The organism is Rhodococcus sp. AH-ZY2, assembly GCF_030916465.1.
Classification (GTDB): Bacteria; Actinomycetota; Actinomycetes; order Mycobacteriales; family Mycobacteriaceae; genus Rhodococcus; species Rhodococcus ruber.
Map to the genome: position 1 here is coordinate 2455186 of NZ_CP126458.1, position 18507 is coordinate 2473692.

General features: G+C 70.9%; 16 protein-coding genes. 10 read left to right on the top strand and 6 right to left on the bottom strand.

Annotated elements, in window-relative coordinates:
- Positions 1 to 181: 181 nt before the first annotated feature.
- The 3 genes from QNA09_RS12280 to QNA09_RS12290 all read left to right on the top strand — a co-directional run bounded on the left by QNA09_RS12280 (position 182) and on the right by QNA09_RS12290 (position 4683).
- Entirely contained in the window at positions 182 to 1030 is an 849-nt protein-coding gene (locus QNA09_RS12280; RefSeq protein ID WP_010595324.1) for a class I SAM-dependent methyltransferase, read from the top strand.
- A 68-nt stretch (positions 1031 to 1098) separates the two neighbouring features.
- Complete coding sequence (locus tag QNA09_RS12285) at positions 1099 to 1788, top strand: TMEM175 family protein (protein WP_017681324.1); 690 nt, start codon at positions 1099 to 1101, stop codon at positions 1786 to 1788.
- Between the two features lie 99 nt (positions 1789 to 1887).
- Entirely contained in the window at positions 1888 to 4683 is a 2796-nt protein-coding gene (locus QNA09_RS12290; RefSeq protein WP_010595322.1) for an AMP-binding protein, read from the top strand.
- Positions 4684 to 4696: 13 nt separating this feature from the next.
- Here the strand turns inward: QNA09_RS12290 and QNA09_RS12295 are convergent, their stop codons facing one another.
- The 5 genes from QNA09_RS12295 to QNA09_RS12315 form a co-directional block, all read right to left on the bottom strand.
- Complete coding sequence (locus QNA09_RS12295; protein ID WP_010595321.1) at positions 4697 to 5458, bottom strand: amino acid ABC transporter ATP-binding protein; 762 nt, start codon at positions 5456 to 5458, stop codon at positions 4697 to 4699.
- On the bottom strand, positions 5455 to 6441 hold the full coding sequence (locus tag QNA09_RS12300; RefSeq protein ID WP_010595320.1) for an amino acid ABC transporter permease: 987 nt from the start codon (positions 6439 to 6441) through the stop codon (positions 5455 to 5457). The genes QNA09_RS12295 and QNA09_RS12300 overlap by 4 nt, the downstream gene beginning before the upstream one ends.
- Before the next feature lie 14 nt (positions 6442 to 6455).
- The gene (locus QNA09_RS12305; RefSeq protein ID WP_374121874.1) at positions 6456 to 7328 is read right to left on the bottom strand and encodes an ABC transporter substrate-binding protein; all 873 of its coding nucleotides are present in this window, start codon (positions 7326 to 7328) and stop codon (positions 6456 to 6458) included.
- A 122-nt stretch (positions 7329 to 7450) separates the two neighbouring features.
- Positions 7451 to 7780, bottom strand: coding sequence for an antibiotic biosynthesis monooxygenase (locus QNA09_RS12310; RefSeq protein WP_040275116.1), 330 nt, complete (start codon positions 7778 to 7780; stop codon positions 7451 to 7453).
- Positions 7781 to 7925: 145 nt separating this feature from the next.
- Positions 7926 to 9020 (bottom strand): isocitrate/isopropylmalate dehydrogenase family protein, encoded by a 1095-nt coding sequence (locus tag QNA09_RS12315; RefSeq protein WP_010595317.1) that lies wholly within the window; start codon positions 9018 to 9020, stop codon positions 7926 to 7928.
- Positions 9021 to 9039: 19 nt separating this feature from the next.
- Here QNA09_RS12315 and QNA09_RS12320 point away from each other — a divergent pair, with 19 nt between their 5' ends.
- From QNA09_RS12320 to trxA, 3 genes are all read left to right on the top strand, one after another.
- Positions 9040 to 9558, top strand: coding sequence for a 2'-5' RNA ligase family protein (locus tag QNA09_RS12320; RefSeq protein ID WP_010595316.1), 519 nt, complete (start codon positions 9040 to 9042; stop codon positions 9556 to 9558).
- 238 nt (positions 9559 to 9796) lie between these two features.
- Complete coding sequence (locus QNA09_RS12325) at positions 9797 to 10804, top strand: GlxA family transcriptional regulator (protein ID WP_017681329.1); 1008 nt, start codon at positions 9797 to 9799, stop codon at positions 10802 to 10804.
- Positions 10805 to 10932: 128 nt separating this feature from the next.
- Complete coding sequence (gene trxA / locus QNA09_RS12330) at positions 10933 to 11304, top strand: thioredoxin (protein ID WP_003937902.1); 372 nt, start codon at positions 10933 to 10935, stop codon at positions 11302 to 11304.
- A gap of 57 nt (positions 11305 to 11361) precedes the next feature.
- Here the strand turns inward: trxA and polA are convergent, their stop codons facing one another.
- Positions 11362 to 14085, bottom strand: coding sequence for a DNA polymerase I (gene polA / locus QNA09_RS12335; protein ID WP_017681330.1), 2724 nt, complete (start codon positions 14083 to 14085; stop codon positions 11362 to 11364).
- Positions 14086 to 14286: 201 nt separating this feature from the next.
- Between polA and QNA09_RS12340 the strand changes: the two genes are divergently transcribed.
- From QNA09_RS12340 to QNA09_RS12355, 4 genes are read left to right on the top strand one after another with little or no spacing between them, the layout of a single operon-like run.
- Positions 14287 to 15633: a branched-chain amino acid ABC transporter permease gene (locus tag QNA09_RS12340; protein ID WP_040275111.1), complete on the top strand. Its 1347-nt coding sequence runs from the start codon at positions 14287 to 14289 to the stop codon at positions 15631 to 15633.
- A 5-nt stretch (positions 15634 to 15638) separates the two neighbouring features.
- Positions 15639 to 16628: a branched-chain amino acid ABC transporter permease gene (locus tag QNA09_RS12345; RefSeq protein ID WP_119700312.1), complete on the top strand. Its 990-nt coding sequence runs from the start codon at positions 15639 to 15641 to the stop codon at positions 16626 to 16628.
- A complete protein-coding gene (locus QNA09_RS12350; protein ID WP_010595311.1) occupies positions 16621 to 17661 on the top strand; it encodes an ABC transporter ATP-binding protein in 1041 nt (346 codons plus the stop codon). Before QNA09_RS12345 ends, QNA09_RS12350 begins: the two co-directional genes overlap by 8 nt.
- A 5-nt stretch (positions 17662 to 17666) precedes the next feature.
- Positions 17667 to 18482 carry an ABC transporter ATP-binding protein gene (locus QNA09_RS12355; RefSeq protein WP_026137906.1) on the top strand — a complete coding sequence of 272 codons (816 nt, stop codon included), beginning with the start codon at positions 17667 to 17669 and terminating at the stop codon, positions 18480 to 18482.
- Positions 18483 to 18507: the final 25 nt, after the last annotated feature.

Here is an 18507-nt window from a genome sequence, read left to right on the forward strand (position 1 = left end):
AGTTCGGTCGGACGAGCGGACCGCGCGCCGCGCGAACGCCGCGCACACCCCGCCGCGGGCGACCGCGCCGGATCCTGTCGGGCCACGGGCGGACACTCGCGACCCTCAGGCTACGCGTCCCGGTGCTAGCTGGGCAAACCCGGGCCGGTGTCGCCCGTCCGGCGGCTCTACCCTGAACGACATGTCCGACGACCGTCACGCCCACGCCCAGTCCGTCCTGGGAACGACCCGCGCAGGTCGGGCCCGCCTCGGCACGAGGGACAGCGAACGTGCGAGCCGCACCTGGTGGGACGCCGACGCCGCGGACTACCACCGCACCCACGGCGAGTTCCTCGGTGTGGACTCGGCGGACGGCGAGTTCGTGTGGTGCCCGGAGGGACTGCACGAGGACGATGTGCACCTGCTCGGCGACGTGTCCGGCAGGGACGTCCTCGAGGTGGGTTGCGGTTCGGCGCCGTGCGCCCGCTGGCTCGCCGGCCGGGGCGCCCGGGCGGTGGGGCTGGACATCTCGATGGGGATGCTCGCGCGCGGGCAGGCCGCGATGGACCGCGGCGGACCGCGGGTGCCGCTCGTGCAGGCCGGTGCGGAGGATCTGCCCTTCGCGGACGAGAGCTTCGACATCGTGTGCTCGGCGTTCGGGGCGGTGCCGTTCGTCGCCGACTCGGCACGGGTCATGCGGGAGGTCGCGCGGGTGCTGCGCCCGGGCGGGGTCTGGGTGTTCGCGGTCAACCATCCGATCCGCTGGATCTTCCCGGACGATCCGGGTGAGCGGGGGCTGACCGCGATGCTGCCGTACTTCGATCGCACCCCGTACGTGGAGGTCGACGCGACCGGGGTTCCCACCTACGTCGAGCATCACCGCACCATCGGGGACCGGGTGCGCGAACTCGTCGCGGCCGGCCTCGAGATCCGCGACATCGTCGAACCCGAATGGCCGGAGGGGCTCGACCGCGAGTGGGGCCAGTGGAGCCCGCTGCGGGGGGAACTGTTTCCCGGCACCGCCATCTTCTGCAGCCGCAAGCCGGGCTGATCCGACCGCGAACACCGGCGCCCCCCGATCGTCCACTGCGCCGAACCCGCCTGTGTCATGGTCGTGGGGTGACGCCCGCCGAGGACGATTCCGGCGCGCCGCGCCCGCGCCACGACACCCCGCGACGCGGCGGCCGGTTGCTGCCCACCACGCGGCTCGACGCGTTCTCCGACGGAGTGTTCGCGATCGTCATCACCTTGCTCGTCCTCGAACTCGACGTACCCGAATCGGCAACCCGGCTGCTCGAGGACCTGCGTGCCGAATGGCCTTCGTTTCTGGGATACCTGGTCAGCTTCGCCTTCATCGGTGGGGTGTGGGTCGAGCACATCAACCTCACCCGCGTGCTGCGGGCGGCCGACGCGGTCTTCCTGCGCCTGAACCTGTTGCTGCTGCTGTTCGTCTCCTTCCTGCCGTTCACCACCAGCCTGATGGCGACCCACCTGGCCGACGCGGCGCGACGACCGGCGACGGTGGCGTTCGGCGTGAACCTGACCCTGGCGATCCTGATGAGCAACGTGCTGGTCGTCTACGCCGTGCGCGCCGCCGACCTGACCGACGAGGCGGGCCGCGCCGAACTGCCGACGCTGGCCCGCGAGCGGTGGTCGGCGGCGGTACTCATGGCCGCCTCGACCGTGCTGGCGGCGTTCCTGCCGCAGCTCGCGGTGGCGTTCTATCTCGCGGCCGCCGTGCTCCTGCTCGCCGAGCCGTTCCGGCTTCTCCGGGTCCGCCGGCACCGAACGGGCACCGGACCGGGGTGAACCGGCCGGCCGGGGGCCTTCGGCCCTTCTCGTCGCCCGCACTCGCGCCTATGTTGGGCAGCAGGACGACCGGTCCCTCCCACAGGCGGCGAGACGACAGTGAGCGAGCCTACGATCTCGGGGCAGGACGATGCCCTGCTGCTGTCGGTGGTCCGCGATCTGGTGGCCGAGCGGTACACGATCGACCGCGCCGCCGGCACGCGCCTCGACAGCGTCTTCGATCGTGATCTCGGCCTCGACAGTCTCGCGGTCACCGAACTGTTCTCCCGTGTCGAAGAGGCCTTCGCGGTGCGCCTGCCCCGCGAGGCGCTCGGCACCGTGAGCACCCCGCGTCAGCTCCTGCAGGCGGTACACCGCGCACCCGCGCGGGAGCGCCGCGGTCCGGTGCCCGCGCGGCGGGCCGCGCCGGCACCCGCCGAACGGACCCCGGAGGCGACCGCCACCCTCACCGAGGCGCTCTCCTGGCACGCCCGCACCCATCCGGATCGTGTCCACCTGCGCATCCTCACCGAGGGACACCGGAGCGAGATCGGCTACGGCGAGCTGTACTCGGCGGCCGGCACCGTGTCCGCCGCACTGCTCGCCCGCGATCTGCGCCCCGGGGACGCGGTCGGTCTGATGCTGCCCACGGGCCGGGACTACTTCACGACGTTCACCGGCGTGCTCCTGGCCGGCGGTGTCCCCGTCCCGGTCTACCCGCCGGCACGTCCGTCCCAGCTCGCCGACCACCTCCGTCGCCAGGTGCGCATCCTCGACAATGCCCGGGTCCGTGTGCTGGTCACCGACCCGGAGGCCGCGGGCCTGGCCCGGTTGACGGCCGGCCAGGTGCAGACGGTGCGCCACGTCGTGACCCCGGGTGAACTGGCCGGGTACGGGGAGGCCGCCGGCGCCGCCCGCGCCGCCGGCGACATCGCACTGCTGCAGTACACCTCCGGCAGCACGGGTGATCCCAAGGGCGTGACCCTCACCCATGCGAATCTGCTCGCCGACATCCGGGCGATGGGCACGGCCGCCGAGGTCTCCCCCTCCGACGTGTTCGTCAGCTGGCTGCCCCTCTACCACGACATGGGGTTGATCGGCGCGTGGTTGTCGGGCCTGTACTTCGCGGTGCCGGTGGCGGTGATGTCGCCGCTGGAATTCCTCGGCCGGCCGGAGCGGTGGTTGTGGGCGATCCACACCCAGCACGGGACCCTGTCGGCGGCGCCGAACTTCGCCTACGAGTTGTGCCTGCGCAGAATCGCCGACGCCGATGTCGCCGGGCTCGATCTCGGCTCGCTGCGCATGCTGTTCGACGGTGCCGAAGCCGTGAATGCGGAGACGGTGCTCCGGTTCTGCGAGCGCTTCGCCGCCTACGGGCTCCGCCGTGAGGCCGTGGCCCCGGTCTACGGGCTGGCGGAGGCATGCGTCGGACTGACCTTCCCGCCCGTCGGGCGGGGCCCGGTGATCGACCGAGTCGACCGCGAGCGTTTCCTGCGGACGGGCCGCGCGGTGCCCGCCGGCGACGAGGATCCGAACCCGTTGCGGTTCGTCGCCTGCGGCCACCCGCTCCCGGGGCACCGGATCCGGGTGGTCGACTCGGCTTCGAACGTGCTGGGCGACCGGCGCGAGGGCCGGATCGAGTTCCGCGGCCCCTCGGCCACCGCCGGGTACTACCGCAATCCGCAGGCGACCCGGGCACTGTCGCGGCACGGGTGGCTCGACACCGGCGATCTCGGCTATCTCGACGGCGGCGAACTCTACGTCACCGGTCGCGTCAAGGACCTCGTCATCCGGGCGGGCCGCAACCTGCACCCGGAGGAACTCGAGCGGGCGGTGGGCGAGATCCCCGGCATCCGGAAGGGCTGCGTGGCGGTGTTCGCGACCACCGCGCAGACGGGCGGCACCGAGCGCCTGGTCGTTCTGGCCGAGACACGCGAGACCGAAGCGGCCGTCCTCGACCGGCTCCGGGAACGCATCGTCGGGGCCGCGGTGGACCTGCTCGGGACCCCGCCGGACGACATCGTGCTCGCCCCGCCCGGAACGGTGCGCAAGACCTCGAGCGGAAAGATCCGCCGGTCGGCCACCCGGGAACGCTACGAACAGGGCGACATGCGGGCCCGTCCCCGGCCGGTGTGGTGGCAACTGACCCGGTTCGCCGTCCGCGGCGCGGTCCCGAGCCTGCGGCGCGCGGCACACCTGGTCCGGACCGGGGCGTTCGCCCTGTGGTGCTGGTCGACGGTCGTCGTGGTCGGCCTGCCGACCCTGGTCGCCGTGGCGGTGCTGCCTCGCCTTTCGGCGCGCCGCGCGGCCGCGGGCCGGGCCGCACGGGCCCTCGCGCGCCTGACTCGCACCCCGGTGACCGCGGACGGCACCGAGCATCTCGAGCGGTTGCCGGACTGTGTGGTGGTCGCCAACCACGCCAGCTTCCTGGACGCCATCGCGATGTCGGCGGTCCTGCCGGGCAGCTACACGTTCGTCGCCGGTGAGGTCTTCGAGCGCAAACCGTTCATCGGGTTCCTTCTGCGGCGGCTCGGGACGCGGTTCGTCGAGCGCACCGAACGCGAACAGAGCGTGGCCGACGCGGACCGGCTGGTCGAGGTGGCCCGCACCGGGGGGCGCCTGGTGGTCTTCCCCGAGGGCGCACTCTCGGAGGTCCCCGGGCTGCGGTCCTTCCGCCTGGGCGCGTTCGTGATCGCGGCGCGGGCGGGTCTTCCGGTGGTCCCGGTCGCGATCACCGGCACCCGCGCGATGATGTGGCCCGAGCACGGCCGGATCATCCACCGCGGGGCGGTCCACCTGGTCGTCGGCGAGCCGATCCTGCCGTCCGGGGACAGCTGGGACGCCGCTGTGGCGCTCGGGCGTGCGGCGCGCGCCGTGATCGCCGCGCACTGCGGAGAACCCGACGGCGGCCGCTGAGCGGGCCCGGACGCTAGAGCAGCTTCGACAGGAACGACTTCGTCCGTTCGTGCTGCGGATTGCGCAGCAACTCCTGCGGCGGGCCGGCTTCGACGACCACGCCGCCGTCCATGAACACCAGTTGGTCGGCGACCTCGCGGGCGAAGCCCATCTCGTGGGTGACCACCATCATCGTCATCCCGCCGGCGGCGAGGTCCCGCATGACCGCCAGCACCTCGCCGACGAGCTCGGGGTCCAGGGCGGAGGTGGGCTCGTCGAAGAGCATGAGCTTCGGTTCCATGGCCAGGGCGCGGGCGATGGCCACGCGTTGCTGCTGGCCGCCGGAGAGCTGAGCCGGGTAGGCGTCGGCTTTGGCCGCGAGCCCGACCTTGTCGAGCAGGTCCCGGGCCAGTGCGACGGCGTCGGGGCGACGCATCTTCTTCACCAGCACGGGCGCCTCGACGACGTTCTCGAGGGCCGTGCGGTGCGGGAACAGGTTGAAGTGCTGGAAGACCATGCCGATCTCGCGGCGCTGCTTGGCCGCCGCGCGCGGGCTCAGCTCGTAGAGCTTGCCCCCGCGTTCGGCGTAGCCGACGAAGTGGCCGTCGACGTGCAGGCGGCCGGCGTCGATGTTCTCGAGGTGGTTGATGCAGCGCAGGAAGGTGGACTTGCCGGATCCGGAGGGTCCGATCAGGCAGGCGACGGTGCCGTCGGGCACCTCGAGGGACATGCCGTTGAGCACCCGCAGGGCGCCGTAGCTCTTGTAGACCCGGTCGGCCTGGACCATGGGCGTCATCGACGTTCTCCTCCGGGGATGTCGGGTGCCTGCGCGGCGCCGGGCTCGACGGGCACGGGCTTGCCCTGCGCGTCGGCGAGGGCCTGCAACTGCCGCGTCGTGAGCTGGCGGCTCAGGCCCTTCGAGTAGTGCCGTTCGAGGAAGTACTGGCCCACCATGAGCAGGCTGGTGATGGCCAGGTACCAGGTGGCGGCGACGAGCAGCAGCGGAATGGGCTGGAAGTTGGCGCCGGAGATGTCGCGGGCACGGCCGTAGAGCTCGAGGCTGTACGGCACCGCCGCGACCAGGGAGGTGGTCTTGAGCATGCTGATGAGTTCGTTGCCCGTCGGCGGGATGATCACCCGCATCGCCTGCGGCAGGATCGTCCGGCGGATGGTCTGCGACCACGACATGCCGAGCGCCACCGAGGCTTCCGTCTGGCCCTCGGGGACCGAGCCGATCCCGGCGCGCACGATCTCGGCCATGTAGGCGGCCTCGTTGAGGCCGAGTCCGATCACGGCGAACAGGAAGGCGGCGTTGATGCCCTGCAGGTCGATGTGCACGAACTGGTGCACGAACGGGATGCCGAGGTCGAGTTGTTTGTAGATCGAGGGGAACAGGCCCCAGAACACCAACTGCACGTAGACGGGGGTGCCGCGAAAGATCCACAGGTACACCCACGAGACGGTCTTGAGCACCGGGTTCGGGGACAGGCGCATGACCGCGAGGAGCACGCCGAGCAGGACGGCGAGCAGCATCGCCAGCACGGTCAGCTGCACGGTCTTCCAGGCCGCCTCGGTGATGCGCCGGTCGAACAGATACTGCGCGTACACGTCCCAGCGGTAGGCCTCGTTGGTGGCGGCGCCGTAGAGGAACAGCGCCAGCAGCACGGCGACGACGATGCCGGCGATCCAACGGCCCGGCCGTCGCAGCGGCACGGCCTCGATGGTTTCCGGTTCGGTCTGCGGTTCCGGTCCGGTGAGGGAGGTCGGACGGTCGCTCATCGCACCCCTTTCGGTCAGCTCGTCGCCGCGTTGATCTGCGCGGTGTCGATGGTTCCTTCTTCCATGCCCCACCGCTGCGCGATCTGCGCGTAGACGCCGGAGTCGATGAGGTGCTGCATCGCCTGTTGCAGAACCGGTCCGAGAGGCGAGCCCTTCGCGACGACGAAACCGTAGGGAGCGGCGTCGAACACGGGTCCGGCGGTTTCGAGCCGGCCGTCGCTGCGGGCGATCGCGTACGCAGTGATCGGCGAGTCGGCCGAGAGCGCGTCGACGCGGCCGAGGATGAGGGCGTTGGTGGCCTCGTCCTGGCTGTCGTACTTGACCTTGTCGATCGGGGGTCTGCCCGCAGCGACGCAGGCTTCGCTCTTGGCGGGCACCTCGTCGATGTCCTCGTAGGTGGTGGTCTGCACCGCGACGCGCAGCCCGCACGCGTTGTCGGGGTCGACGTCGTCACCGACGCGCTGCGCCCACTGCACCCCGGCGCTGTAGTAGGTGACGAAGTCGACGGACTGCTCGCGTTCCTTCGTGTCGGTGAACGACGACGAGCCCATGTCGAACGTGCCCGCCTGGACGGCGGGGATGATGCGGTCGAAGTCGGATTCGTTGAACACCGGGCGCACGCCGAGAACGTCGCCGAGGGCCTCGACGAGTTCGACCGCGAAACCGACGATACGGCCGTCGTCGTCCTTGAACTCGTTCGGGGCGTAGGGCACGTTGACGCCCACCTTCAGTTCGCCGGTCGCCGCGACGGTCGCCGGGAGCTGGTCGGCGACCGCATCGACCCGATCGGCGCCGACCCGGTCACCGGGCGGCACGGTCGACTCGGTGTTGACGACGCAGCCGGACAGGACCGCGGCCGTCAGCAGCGCACCGAGCAGGCCCGCCACGAGGCGTCGACGGCCGGTCGGTCCGGGAGATGCTGGTTCGTCCACAACCGCACAGTATCCATCGGCGGGCCCGTATTGCGGAATCCGCTCCGAACAGACCCGGCGGCGCCGGTCGTACCTGCCTACCGGGTACCGGGGTCGACCGGTACGTAGTTGCCGACGTCCGCGACGACACCGAGCTCGAGGCGGAACGCGGCCGGGTCGAACCCCCGGCGGGCGTGGCGTTCCTGCAGGACCGTCCGGGCCTCGTGCAGCGCCGTGGGATCCGCCCAGCGCACCACGGTGACGATGTTGTATTCGCTCGGCCCGGAGCACAGTTCGACGACGTCGTCGCCGCGGAAGCCGGGCTGGGTGCGCAGGTCGCGGTGGGTCTCGTGGACCGCGGCGAGGAAGGTCTCCCGTGCGGCCGCGGGAACGGCGAACTTGTCGATGCGCAGGATCTCGGTGGTCATGGCGGCCACGCTAGAACCTCGAGCCGACTCGAGGTCAACAGCTGCGAACTCGGCCACGACTCGAGCCGCGAGCTCAGCGACGACTCGAGCTGCGAGCTCAGCGACGACTCGAGCTGCGAGCTCGGCGACGACTCGAGCTGCGAGCTCAGCGACGCAGCGTGCGGGCGACGACGGTCTCGGTGAATTCCGCGGTGGAGGCGAGTCCCCCGAGATCGGCGGTGGCCACGCCGGCCTCGACGGTCGCCTCGACGGCGTGCTCGATCCGGCGGGCGGCGGCGACGAACTCGGGCAGGTCGTGGACGGTGCCGAGCCGGTCGAGGAGCATCGCGGCGGACAGGATGAGGGCCGTGGGATTGGCGCGGTTGCGGCCGGCGATGTCGGGGGCCGCCCCGTGGGCGGCCTGCGCCATGGCCTGGGTGTCGGAAGCGTTGATCGACGCCGCGGTGCCGAGCGAGCCGGACAGCTCGCCCGCGAGGTCGGAGAGGATGTCGCCGAACATGTTCTCGGTCACGACGACGTCGTAGTCGCCGCCGTGGCGGACGAGGTGGGCGGCCATGGCGTCGACGTGCTCGTCGTCCACCGTGACCGACGGATACCGGGCGCCGACCTCTCGGCACACGTCCCGGAACAGGCCGGTGGTCAGGGACAGCACGTTGGCCTTGTGCACGATGGTGAGGCGGTGGCGACGACGGGCGGCGAGCCGGAAGGCGGTGTGGGCGATGCGTTCGGAGGCGGCCCGGGTGACGACGCCGACGGCGAGCGCGACGTCGGGGGTGGGCATGAATTCGCCGCTGCCGACGGCCATGTTGCGGTCGGCGTAGAGCCCTTCGGTGTTCTCCCGCACGATGACGAGGTCCATGTGCGGTGACACGGCGCGGACGCCGGGCAGGGCGCGGGCGGGACGGATGTTGGCGTAGAGGCCGAACCGCTTGCGAATCTGTCCGCCCGGCGTGAGCTGGGCCCGGAACGGGTCGGGATAGGCCGCGCTGTCGTGCGGTCCGAGGATCCACGAGCCCAGGCCGGCGAGGGCGTCGAGGGTGGACTCGGGGGTGGGGGTGCCGTGGGTGGCGATCGCATCGGCGCCGAGCGGCAGCGGCACCCAGTCGATCTGCGGGCCGTGCGAGGCGGCGACGGCGGCGTCGACCACCCGCCGGGCGGCCGGGACGATCTCGTGACCGATCCCGTCTCCCTCGAGCAGTCCGATGCGGTGCGGGGCGGGGATTGCGACGGCGTCGGTCATGGGGCAATCATTACCTACCATGGTGCAGTCGGTGGAACTGCTCCTCGACGACCGCCTGGATCAGGCCGTCCGCGAGGAATGGGCGCGCTTGCTGGACGTGGGGCTGGTCAGTCAGGCCCGCAACCGGTCCGAGTCGAACCGCCCGCACATCACGCTCGCGGTCGCCGCATCGATCCCGCCGGGGGTGGAAGGGGCGATGCGGGAGCGGATCACGGGCGAGCCGTTGCCGGTGCGGCTCGGGGGGATGGTGCTGTTCGGCTCGCGTACCGCGACGGTGGCGCGGCTGGTGGTGCCCACGGCCGAACTGCTCGAGCTGCAGCGGGTGGTGTTCGAGCTGATCGACGGCTGTCCGGGTGTTCCCCCGCACATCCGGCCCGGCGAGTGGACCCCGCACGTGACCCTGGCCCGTCGAGTGCCGCCGGGCCGGCTCGGCTCGGCGCTCACGGCGACCCGTGCGGGCACCCGGGAGCTGACGGGCGTGTCGGCGGGCATCCGGCGGTGGGACGGCGAGGCGCGGCGCGAGTGGCGGGTGGTGTGACGCCGCGCCGCCGCGGGCCGGTCCCGGATCAGACGCGGTAGTCGCCGAACTGGGTCTCCTCACGGTGGGTGTCGGGCGTCCGGCCGGTCAGCGCCAGGGCGTCGAGCACCACGAACACGACGAGGACGAGCAGGAGGACGGTCATGGTCTCAGCCTCGTCCGCGGGCGCACCTGCCGACAGCGGCAGGAACGACATGTAGCGTCGTTTTCCGGCCAATCCGATGGCAGACTGGGTGACATGCTGACGACGGTGGTCGTGCCGCTACTCCCCCGCACCGAGGTCTTCGAACTCGGTGTCGCCTGTGAGGTGTTCGGGTTCGACCGCTCCGACGACGGGTTGCCCGTGTACGACTTCAGCCTCGTCGCGGGCAGTCCCCACCCGGTCACCACCCGATTCGGGTACACGATCGACGTCCCCTACGACCTCGATCGCCTCGACGACGCGGATCTGATCGTGATTCCCGCCGGCGGCACCGGGATCGCCGACCGCGACGAGTCGTTCGTGTGCGGCGCCGGCGGCGAGATCGCCGATCTGGAGCCACTGTTCGCGAAGCTGCGCGCCGCGGTCGATCGCGGCGCGCGGGTCGCGAGCCTGTGCACGGGTGCCTTCGTCCTGGGTGCGGCCGGGCTGCTCGACGATCGCCGCTGCACCACCCACTGGCGCCACGCGGCGCAGCTGGCCGCACGCTTCCCGTCCGCGAAGGTCGATCCGGACGTGCTCTACGTCGACGACGACCCGGTGTTCACCAGCGCCGGCACCGCCGCCGGCATCGACCTGTGCCTGCACATCGTGCGCAGGGAGCAGGGTTCCGACGTGGCCAACGGCATCGCGCGCCGGATGGTGGTCCCGCCGCACCGCGACGGCGGGCAGGCCCAGTACGTCGCCATGCCGCTGCCGACGGCACCCGCCGAAACCCTCGCGCCGCTGCTCGACTGGATGACCGAGCACCTCGACGAGGATCTGCCCGTGGCGGCGCTCGCCGCGAAGGCACACATGTCCCCGCGGACCTTCGCGCGGCGGTTCCTGGCCGAGACCGGGACGACGCCCGCCCGCTGGTTGCGCGATCAGCGGGTCTTCGCCGCCCAGCGGTTGCTCGAGAGCACGGACCTGCCCGTCGACGCGGTCGCCGACCGCGTCGGGTTCGGGACCGCCGCGGTCCTGCGGCAGCACTTCCTGCGTCTGCGCCGCACCACGCCGCACACCTACCGTCGCACGTTCCGCGCCGGGTCCGGCCTCGGGCGATGATCCGCCCCGAGGTCGGGGCCCGCCGCGGTGTCGGCGAGGTGGGTATCCCCGGCCGGAGCGGGTACCCGCGGGAAGAAACGGTCGCGACGGGACGTTGACGCGATCAGTACCCGACCGAAAGGATCCCTGTGGCCACCCAGACTCTCACCCAGCAGAACTTCGACGACATCATCACCGGTAACGACGTGGTCCTCGTCGACTTCTGGGCGTCGTGGTGCGGGCCGTGCCGCTCCTTCGCCCCCACGTTCGAGTCGTCCTCGGAGAAGCACCCGGACGTCGTGCACGCCAAGGTCGACACCGAAGCCGAACAGGGCATCGCGGCGGCGGCGAACATCCGGTCCATCCCCACGATCATGGCGTTCCGGGAAGGCATCCTCGTGTTCAACCAGGCCGGGGCCCTGCCGCCGGCCGCGCTCGAGGATCTCGTGACCCAGGTCAAGGCCCTCGACATGGACGAGGTACGCCGGCAGATCGCCGAACAGAACCAGAAGCAGGGCTAGCACCGGCTCCGGCGCACTCCCGGCGCGACCGGGAGTGCGCCTGCCCGCGCCGGGCGGTCAGTGCGCGGCGGCGTCCCAGCTGCGTCCGGACCCGACCGAGACGTCCAGCGGGACGGACAGTTCGATGACCGAGGCCATCTTGTCCCGCACCAGCTGCTGCACCCGTTCGCGCTCGTCGGCGGTCACCTCGAGCACCAGCTCGTCGTGCACCTGCAGGAGCATGCGCGAACGCAGTCCGGCCTCGCGCAGCGCCGTCTGCACGTCGATCATCGCGACCTTGATGATGTCGGCGGCGGTGCCCTGGATCGGGGCGTTGAGCGCGGCGCGTTCGGCGACCTCGCGGCGCTGCCGGTTGTCGCTGTTCAGGTCCGGCAGGTAGCGGCGGCGGCCGTAGAGGGTGGAGGTGTAGCCGTCCTTGCGGGCCTGTTCGACGACGGCGTGCAGGTAGTCGCGCACGCCGCCGAAGCGGTTGAAGTACGCCTCCATCTGTTCGCGGGCCTCGTCGGTGGAGATCTTCAGCTGCTGCGCCAACCCGTACGCGCTGAGCCCGTACGCCAAGCCGTACGACATCGCCTTGACCCGCCGCCGCAGTTCGGGGGTGACCTCCTCGATCGGCACCCCGAAGGCCCGGGAGCCGACGAAACTGTGCAGGTCCTCGCCGGTGTTGAAGGCCTCGATCAGCCCCTCGTCCCCGGAGAGGTGGGCCATGATCCGCATCTCGATCTGGCTGTAGTCCGCGGTGAGCAGCAGGTCGTAGCCGGGGCCGACGACGAACGCGTCGCGGATGTGCCGGCCCGCCTCCGTGCGCACCGGGATGTTCTGCAGATTCGGCTCGGTCGAGGAGAGCCGGCCGGTGGCCGCCACGGTCTGGTTGAAGGTGGTGTGGATGCGGCCGTCGTCGGCGATGGACTTGATCAGACCGTCGACCGTGGTCTTCATCTTCATCGCTTCCCGGTGGGCGAGCAGATGCTCGAGGAACGGGTGCCCGGTCTGCTCGAACAGGTTCTGCAGTGCCTCGGCGTCAGTGGTGTAGCCGGTCTTGGTCTTCTTCGTCTTCGGCATGTCCAGCTCGTCGAACAGCACCACCTGCAGCTGCTTCGGTGAGCCGAGGTTGATCTGTTTGCCGATCACGTCGTAGGCGGCCGACGCGGCGGCGGCGACGTCCGCGACGAAGCCGGACTGCAGGTCCTCCAGCCGTTCGGCCTCGACTGCGATGCCGGTCGTCTCGAGGTCGGCGAGGACCCCCAGCAGGGGCAGTTCCATGTCGGTCAGCAGGGCGGTGGACTCGATCTCTTCGAGTTCGGTGGCCAGGGCCGCGGCGAGGTCCACCACCGCCCGGGCCTGCAGAATCGCCGACTCGGCGGCCTTCGCGTCCGCGGCATCGGCGTCGTCGAGCAGCGAGAGCTGCTGCTCTCCCGACTCCTCGACCCGCAGTTCCCGCTTGAGGTAGCGCAGGGACAGGTCGTCGAGATTGAAGCTGCGCTGACCGGGACGCACCAGGTAGGCCGCGAGGGCGGTGTCGCTGGTGACCCCGGCCAACGTCCAGCCGCGGCCGCGCAGTGCGTGCAGGGCGCCCTTCGCCTCGTGCAGCGCCTTGGGCACCGTCGCGTCGGCCAGCCAGCCGGTCAGCGCCGTCTCGTCCTCGGGCGTGAGGGTCGTGGTGTCCACGTACGCCCCCTCCCCGTCGGCCGCGGCGATCGCCACGGCTGTGGCGTCACCGCCGTACGGAACACAGGACCCGAGCACGGTGATCCCGTGCCGCGCACCCGGCCCGGCATGCTCGGCCAGCCACCCGGTGAGCGCGCCCGGCTCGAGCACGCCGCCGCGCACCTCGAAGCCCTCCTCGGCCTCGGGTTCGACCGAGCTGAGCGTCGCGAACAGCCGGTCGCGCAGCACCTTGAACTCGAGGTCGTCGAACAACCGGTGGATGCGGTCGCGGTCCCAGGGAGCCAGCGCCAGCTGGTCGGGGGTGTAGGGCAGGGTCATGTCCCGCACCATCTCGGTGAGCTGACGGTTGAGCAGCACGCTCGACAGGTGCGCCCGCAGAGCGTCGCCGGTCTTCCCGCGGACCTCGTCGACGCGGTCGACGAGGTCGGTGAGGCTCCCGAACTCGCGGATCCACTTGGCGGCGGTCTTCTCCCCCACGCCCGGGATCGACGGCAGGTTGTCGCTCGGATCCCCGCGCAGCGCCGCGAAGTCCGGGTACTGCTGCGGGGTCAGCCCGTACTTCTCCTCCACCGCCGCCGGCGTGAACCGCGTCAGGTCCGACACTCCGCGCCGGGGGTACAGGACGGTGACGTCGTCGGTGACCAGCTGCAGGGAGTCCCGGTCGCCGGTGACGACGAGCACCCGATATCCCTGGGCCGCGGCCTGCGTGGCCAGGGTGGCGATGATGTCGTCGGCCTCGAAACCGGCCTCGGCCATCACCGGGATACCCAGGGCCCCGAGCACGTCCTTGGTGATGTCGATCTGACCGCGGAACTCGTCCGGCGCGGAGCTGCGGTTGGCCTTGTACTCGGGGTACGCCGTCGCCCGGAACGTGTCGCGGTTGACGTCGAACGCGGCGGCGACGTGGGTGGGTTGCTCGTCGCGCAGCAGGTTGATGAGCATGGAGGTGAACCCGTACACCGCGTTGGTGGTCTGGCCGCTGTGGGTCTTGAAGTTCTCCGCCGGCAGGGCGTAGTACGCGCGGAACGCCAGGGAATGCCCGTCGAGCAGCAACAGGGTCGGTCGGTCGCCGCCGGAGGCGGCGGGTGCGGAGGAGGTCGATGCGCGAGTCACGGTTCCTCAGTCTAGGGACCGGCTCGGACAACCCGGACCCACCGCGACCGTGTGCGCGGCGCGGCGCGGCGAAACAGAACAGATACGCGGCGGAAATCGCAGAGCGCCGTGGAACGCTGTTGCAGCCGCTAAAGTCCGGTTCCACGACGCCGGTGCCCCGGCGGCGCGCACGACGACCCCGACGTGATCCGGAGGACCTGCGTGGCCCCATTCGTGCCGCTCCGGGAGCGATGGCCGGTCCCTCGGCTCGCCCCGACACTCCTGCTGCTGCTGCTCGCGCTCGCCGGTCTCGGAGCCGGGATCGGGACCGCGGTCGCGCAGGAGCCCACGCCCCCGCCGGCACCGGTCACCACCGCTCCGCAGCCGAGCGAGGGGGTGCGGGTCAGCGGCAGCCTCAACAACGCCGGGCAGCGCCTCGGCGGGGTCACGGTCCGGGCCCGCGACACCACGGGCGCCGAGGTCGCCGAAGCGACCTCGGCCGCCGACGGCCGGTGGGAGCTGACCGTGCCCCCCGGCACCTACACGTTCGAGGTGGACGAGCAGTCCCTCCCCGACGAGGTCAGCGTGCAGGCCACCGTCCAGCGCGACGTCGTCGCCGGGCGGGCGAACACGGTCATCTTCTCGTTCGGCGAGTCGCGTTCCGGGTTCGGCACCTCCGGGTGGGAGACGGTGATCCGCACCGTCGTCGACGGACTCCGGTTCGGCCTGGTGATCGCGATCGCCGGGGTCGGGTTGAGTCTGATCTTCGGAACCACCGGCCTGACGAACTTCGCGCACGGGGAACTCGTGACCCTCGGCGCGGTGGCCGCGTGGATCTTCAACGTGAGCCTGGGCATCCAGTTGATCCCCGCGACGCTGCTCGCCATCGCGGTGGGCATCGCCATCGGCCTGCTCAACAACGGGCTGATCTGGGCGCCCCTGCGGCGGCGGCGCACCGGCCTGATCGCCCAGCTCGTCGTGTCGATCGGCCTCGCGATCTCGCTGCGCTACCTGATCCTCGCGCTGTTCTCCGACCGGGCCGAGCCGTTCGCCGACTACCAGGGCCAGCGCCAGCTGGAATGGGGCCCGATCGCGATCACCCCGGTGAACCTGGCGTGCATCGTCGTCAGCCTCGCCGTGCTCGTCGGGGTCGCCCTGCTCGTCCAGCGCACCCGCATCGGCAAGGCCATGCGCGCGGTGGCCGACAACCGGGATCTGGCGGCGGCCTCGGGCATCGACGTCGAACGCGTCGTCCGGTTCGTGTGGGGACTCGGCGGCGGACTCGCGGCCCTCGGTGGGGTGTTGTTCGGTTTGTCCGAGCTCGGCGGCCGCGTCCAGTGGGAGATGGGCTTCAAGCTGCTGCTGCTGATGTTCGCCGGGATCACCCTCGGCGGGCTGGGCACCGCGTACGGGGCGCTGCTGGGCTGCGTGATCGTCGGCCTGCTCGTGCAGTTGTCGACGCTGATCATCAACCCCGACCTGAAGTACATCGGTGGCCTGCTCGTGTTGATCGTCGTCCTCGTCGTCCGTCCGCAGGGCATTCTCGGCAGCCGGGCCAGGGTGGGGTGAGCGCCGTGGATCTCGTTGCCGTTCTCCAGGTTTCCTTCGCCCAGTTGATCGGGCCGTCGGCGATCTTCTACGCGCTGCTCGCCATCGGGCTGAATCTGCACTTCGGGTACGCCGGACTGCTCAACTTCGGCCAGATCGGATTCGCCCTGCTCGGCGGGTACGGCGTCGGGATCATGACCGTGACCTACGACCAGCCCCTGTGGCTCGGCATCCTCGTCGGCCTGGCCGCCTCGGCCCTGCTGGCTCTGGTGCTGGGCATCCCCACCCTGCGGCTGCGGGCCGACTACCTCGCCATCGTCACCATCGCCGCCTCCGAGATCCTGCGGCTGGTGTTCCGCTCCACCGCATCGGATCCGGTGACCGGCTCGACCAACGGACTGTTCGGATTCGCCGGACCGTTCACCGAGCTCAGCCCGTTCGACCCCGGGCGGCAGTACTCGCTGCTCGGGATGCGGTTCTACGGCGACGACCTGTGGGCGATGGTCGTGGGCTGGACCCTGGTGCTGGCGCTGTGCGGGCTGGTGTACCTGCTCAGCCACAGCCCGTGGGGGCGAGTGCTCAAGGCCGTCCGCGAGGACGAGGACGCCGCCCGATCGCTCGGCAAGAACGTCTTCGTGTACAAGATGCAGGCGCTGGTGCTCGGCGGCATGATCGGCGGGCTCGGCGGCATCTTCAACGCGCTGCAGACCAAGTCGATCAACCCCGACTTCTACTCCACCGCGCAGACGTTCTTCGCCTTCGGCGCCCTGATCCTCGGGGGCGCCGCCACCGTGTTCGGTCCCGTCCTCGGCGCGATGCTGTTCTGGTTCCTGCTCACCATTCCCGATGCCCTGCTGCGCCAGGCCATCTCGGGTCCGGACCCGCTGCTGGCCCTGTCCGAGCAGCAGGTCGGCGCGATGCGCTACATCCTCCTCGGCGTGCTCATCGCCGTCATGATGGTGTTCCGGCCCCAAGGCATCCTCGGCAACAAGCGGGAGGTGCAGCTCGATGCCTGACGCGCCCCTGCCCGCGGCACAGCGTTCCGCCCTGTTCGACACCGTGGCCCGCGAGCCCGGCGCGGCCAAACCGGATCCGGTCCTCGTGGTGGACGCGCTCTCCCGAACCTTCGGCGGTCTCCGGGCCGTCGACGTGGCGCACCTCGAGATCCAGCGCGGCTGCATCACCGGCCTGATCGGGCCGAACGGCGCCGGCAAGACCACGCTGTTCAACCTGCTCACCGGCTTCGACCGACCCGACACGGGGACCTGGAGCATGGACGGGACGTCGCTCGGACGTCTGCACCCGCACCAGCTCGCGCGCCGCGGGATCGTGCGGACGTTCCAGCTCACCAAGGCGCTGTCGAAGATGACCGTGCTCGACAACGTGCGGCTCGGTGCGACGGGCCAGCGGGGGGAACGGATGCTCGCAGCGTTGCTGCCGTGGACGTGGCACCGGCAGGAACGTGCCGTCACCGAACGTGCCCGCGAGATGCTGGCGCGGTTCGCCCTCGACGCGAAGGCCGACGACCTGGCCGGTTCCCTGTCCGGTGGGCAGCGCAAGCTCCTCGAGATGGCCCGGGCCCTGATGACCGAACCGGCGGTGGTCATGCTCGACGAGCCGATGGCCGGGGTCAATCCCGCGCTGACGCAGACACTCCTCGGGCACATCAAAACCCTGCGCGACGACGGCACGACCGTCGTGTTCGTCGAGCACGACATGGACGTCATCCGTGACATCTCCGACTGGGTGGTGGTGATGGCGCAGGGATCGGTGATCGCCGAGGCTCCGCCGGACCAGCTGTCCTCGAATCCGGCCGTCGTCGACGCCTACCTGGGCAGCCACCACGACCAGGTGCTCGAGTTCGACGACGAGGGCAACCCCGTCGGCGCCACGGCCGCGCTCGCCGTGGCGATGGAGGAGGCCGAGGCCCAGACCCTCGAGACCGGTGGCGACCTGTCCGAGCCGGACGCCACCGTCCTCGCCGACCTGCCCGACGGGACCGGACGGCCCGAGCCCGGTACCGAGCCTCCGACGCAGGAGAAGCCGTGAGCGAGATGCCGCCCCCCGAACCGGCGCAGACGACCGCGGCCGAGCGCGCGGCCACCGCCGAGGAACACGCCCGCCTCGCCGAGGGGGCACTGGTGCGCGCCGACGACATCGTCGCCGGGTACTTCCCCGGCGTCGACATCCTGCGCGGCTGCAACTTCTTCCTCCGCGACGGCGAGATCGTCGGCATCATCGGACCCAACGGTGCCGGCAAGTCGACCCTGCTCAAGGCGCTGTTCGGGCTGATCCCCGTGCGACGCGGCACGGTGACGCTGCGTGGCGACGACATCACCGCCGCTCCCGCGCACGTCCTGGTGCGCAAGGGGCTCGGCTATGTGCCGCAGACCCGCAACGTGTTCCCGTCACTGACCATCGAGGAGAACCTCGAGATGGGAATCTACCTGCGGCCCAAGCAATTCGACCAAAGGTTCGCGTTCGTCGCGGAGTTGTTCCCGCTCCTCGGTGAGCGCCGCAAGGTCAAGGCCGCGACCCTGTCCGGCGGTGAGCGGCAGATGGTGGCGATGGGCCGGGCGCTGATGATGGATCCGTCCGTGCTGCTGCTCGACGAACCGTCGGCGGGCTTGTCGCCGATGTTCCAGGACGAGGTGTTCATCCGCTGCAAGAAGATCAACGCCGCGGGGGTGTCGATCATCATGGTGGAACAGAACGCCCGCCGGTGCCTGCAGATCTGCGACCGCGGCTACGTGCTCGACCAGGGCCGCAACGCCTACACCGACACCGGACCGAACCTCATGCACGACCCGAAGGTCGTCGAGTTGTACCTCGGGACGCTCGCCGGCAGCAGGGAGCAGAAGCACAACTGACGCTGGGCGGGCCGGGAACCGATCC

Excerpts from the sequence above, each read along its gene's own strand:
- QNA09_RS12280 (WP_010595324.1), top strand. The coding sequence starts at position 182 with ATGTCCGACGACCGTCACGCCCACGCCCAGTCCGTCCTGGGAACGACC.
- QNA09_RS12295 (WP_010595321.1), bottom strand. The coding sequence starts at position 5,458 with ATGACGCCCATGGTCCAGGCCGACCGGGTCTACAAGAGCTACGGCGCC.
- QNA09_RS12300 (WP_010595320.1), bottom strand. The coding sequence starts at position 6,441 with ATGAGCGACCGTCCGACCTCCCTCACCGGACCGGAACCGCAGACCGAA.
- QNA09_RS12310 (WP_040275116.1), bottom strand. The coding sequence starts at position 7,780 with ATGACCACCGAGATCCTGCGCATCGACAAGTTCGCCGTTCCCGCGGCC.
- QNA09_RS12315 (WP_010595317.1), bottom strand. The coding sequence starts at position 9,020 with ATGACCGACGCCGTCGCAATCCCCGCCCCGCACCGCATCGGACTGCTC.
- QNA09_RS12320 (WP_010595316.1), top strand. The coding sequence starts at position 9,040 with ATGGTGCAGTCGGTGGAACTGCTCCTCGACGACCGCCTGGATCAGGCC.
- QNA09_RS12325 (WP_017681329.1), top strand. The coding sequence starts at position 9,797 with ATGCTGACGACGGTGGTCGTGCCGCTACTCCCCCGCACCGAGGTCTTC.
- QNA09_RS12350 (WP_010595311.1), top strand. The coding sequence starts at position 16,621 with ATGCCTGACGCGCCCCTGCCCGCGGCACAGCGTTCCGCCCTGTTCGAC.
- QNA09_RS12355 (WP_026137906.1), top strand. The coding sequence starts at position 17,667 with ATGCCGCCCCCCGAACCGGCGCAGACGACCGCGGCCGAGCGCGCGGCC.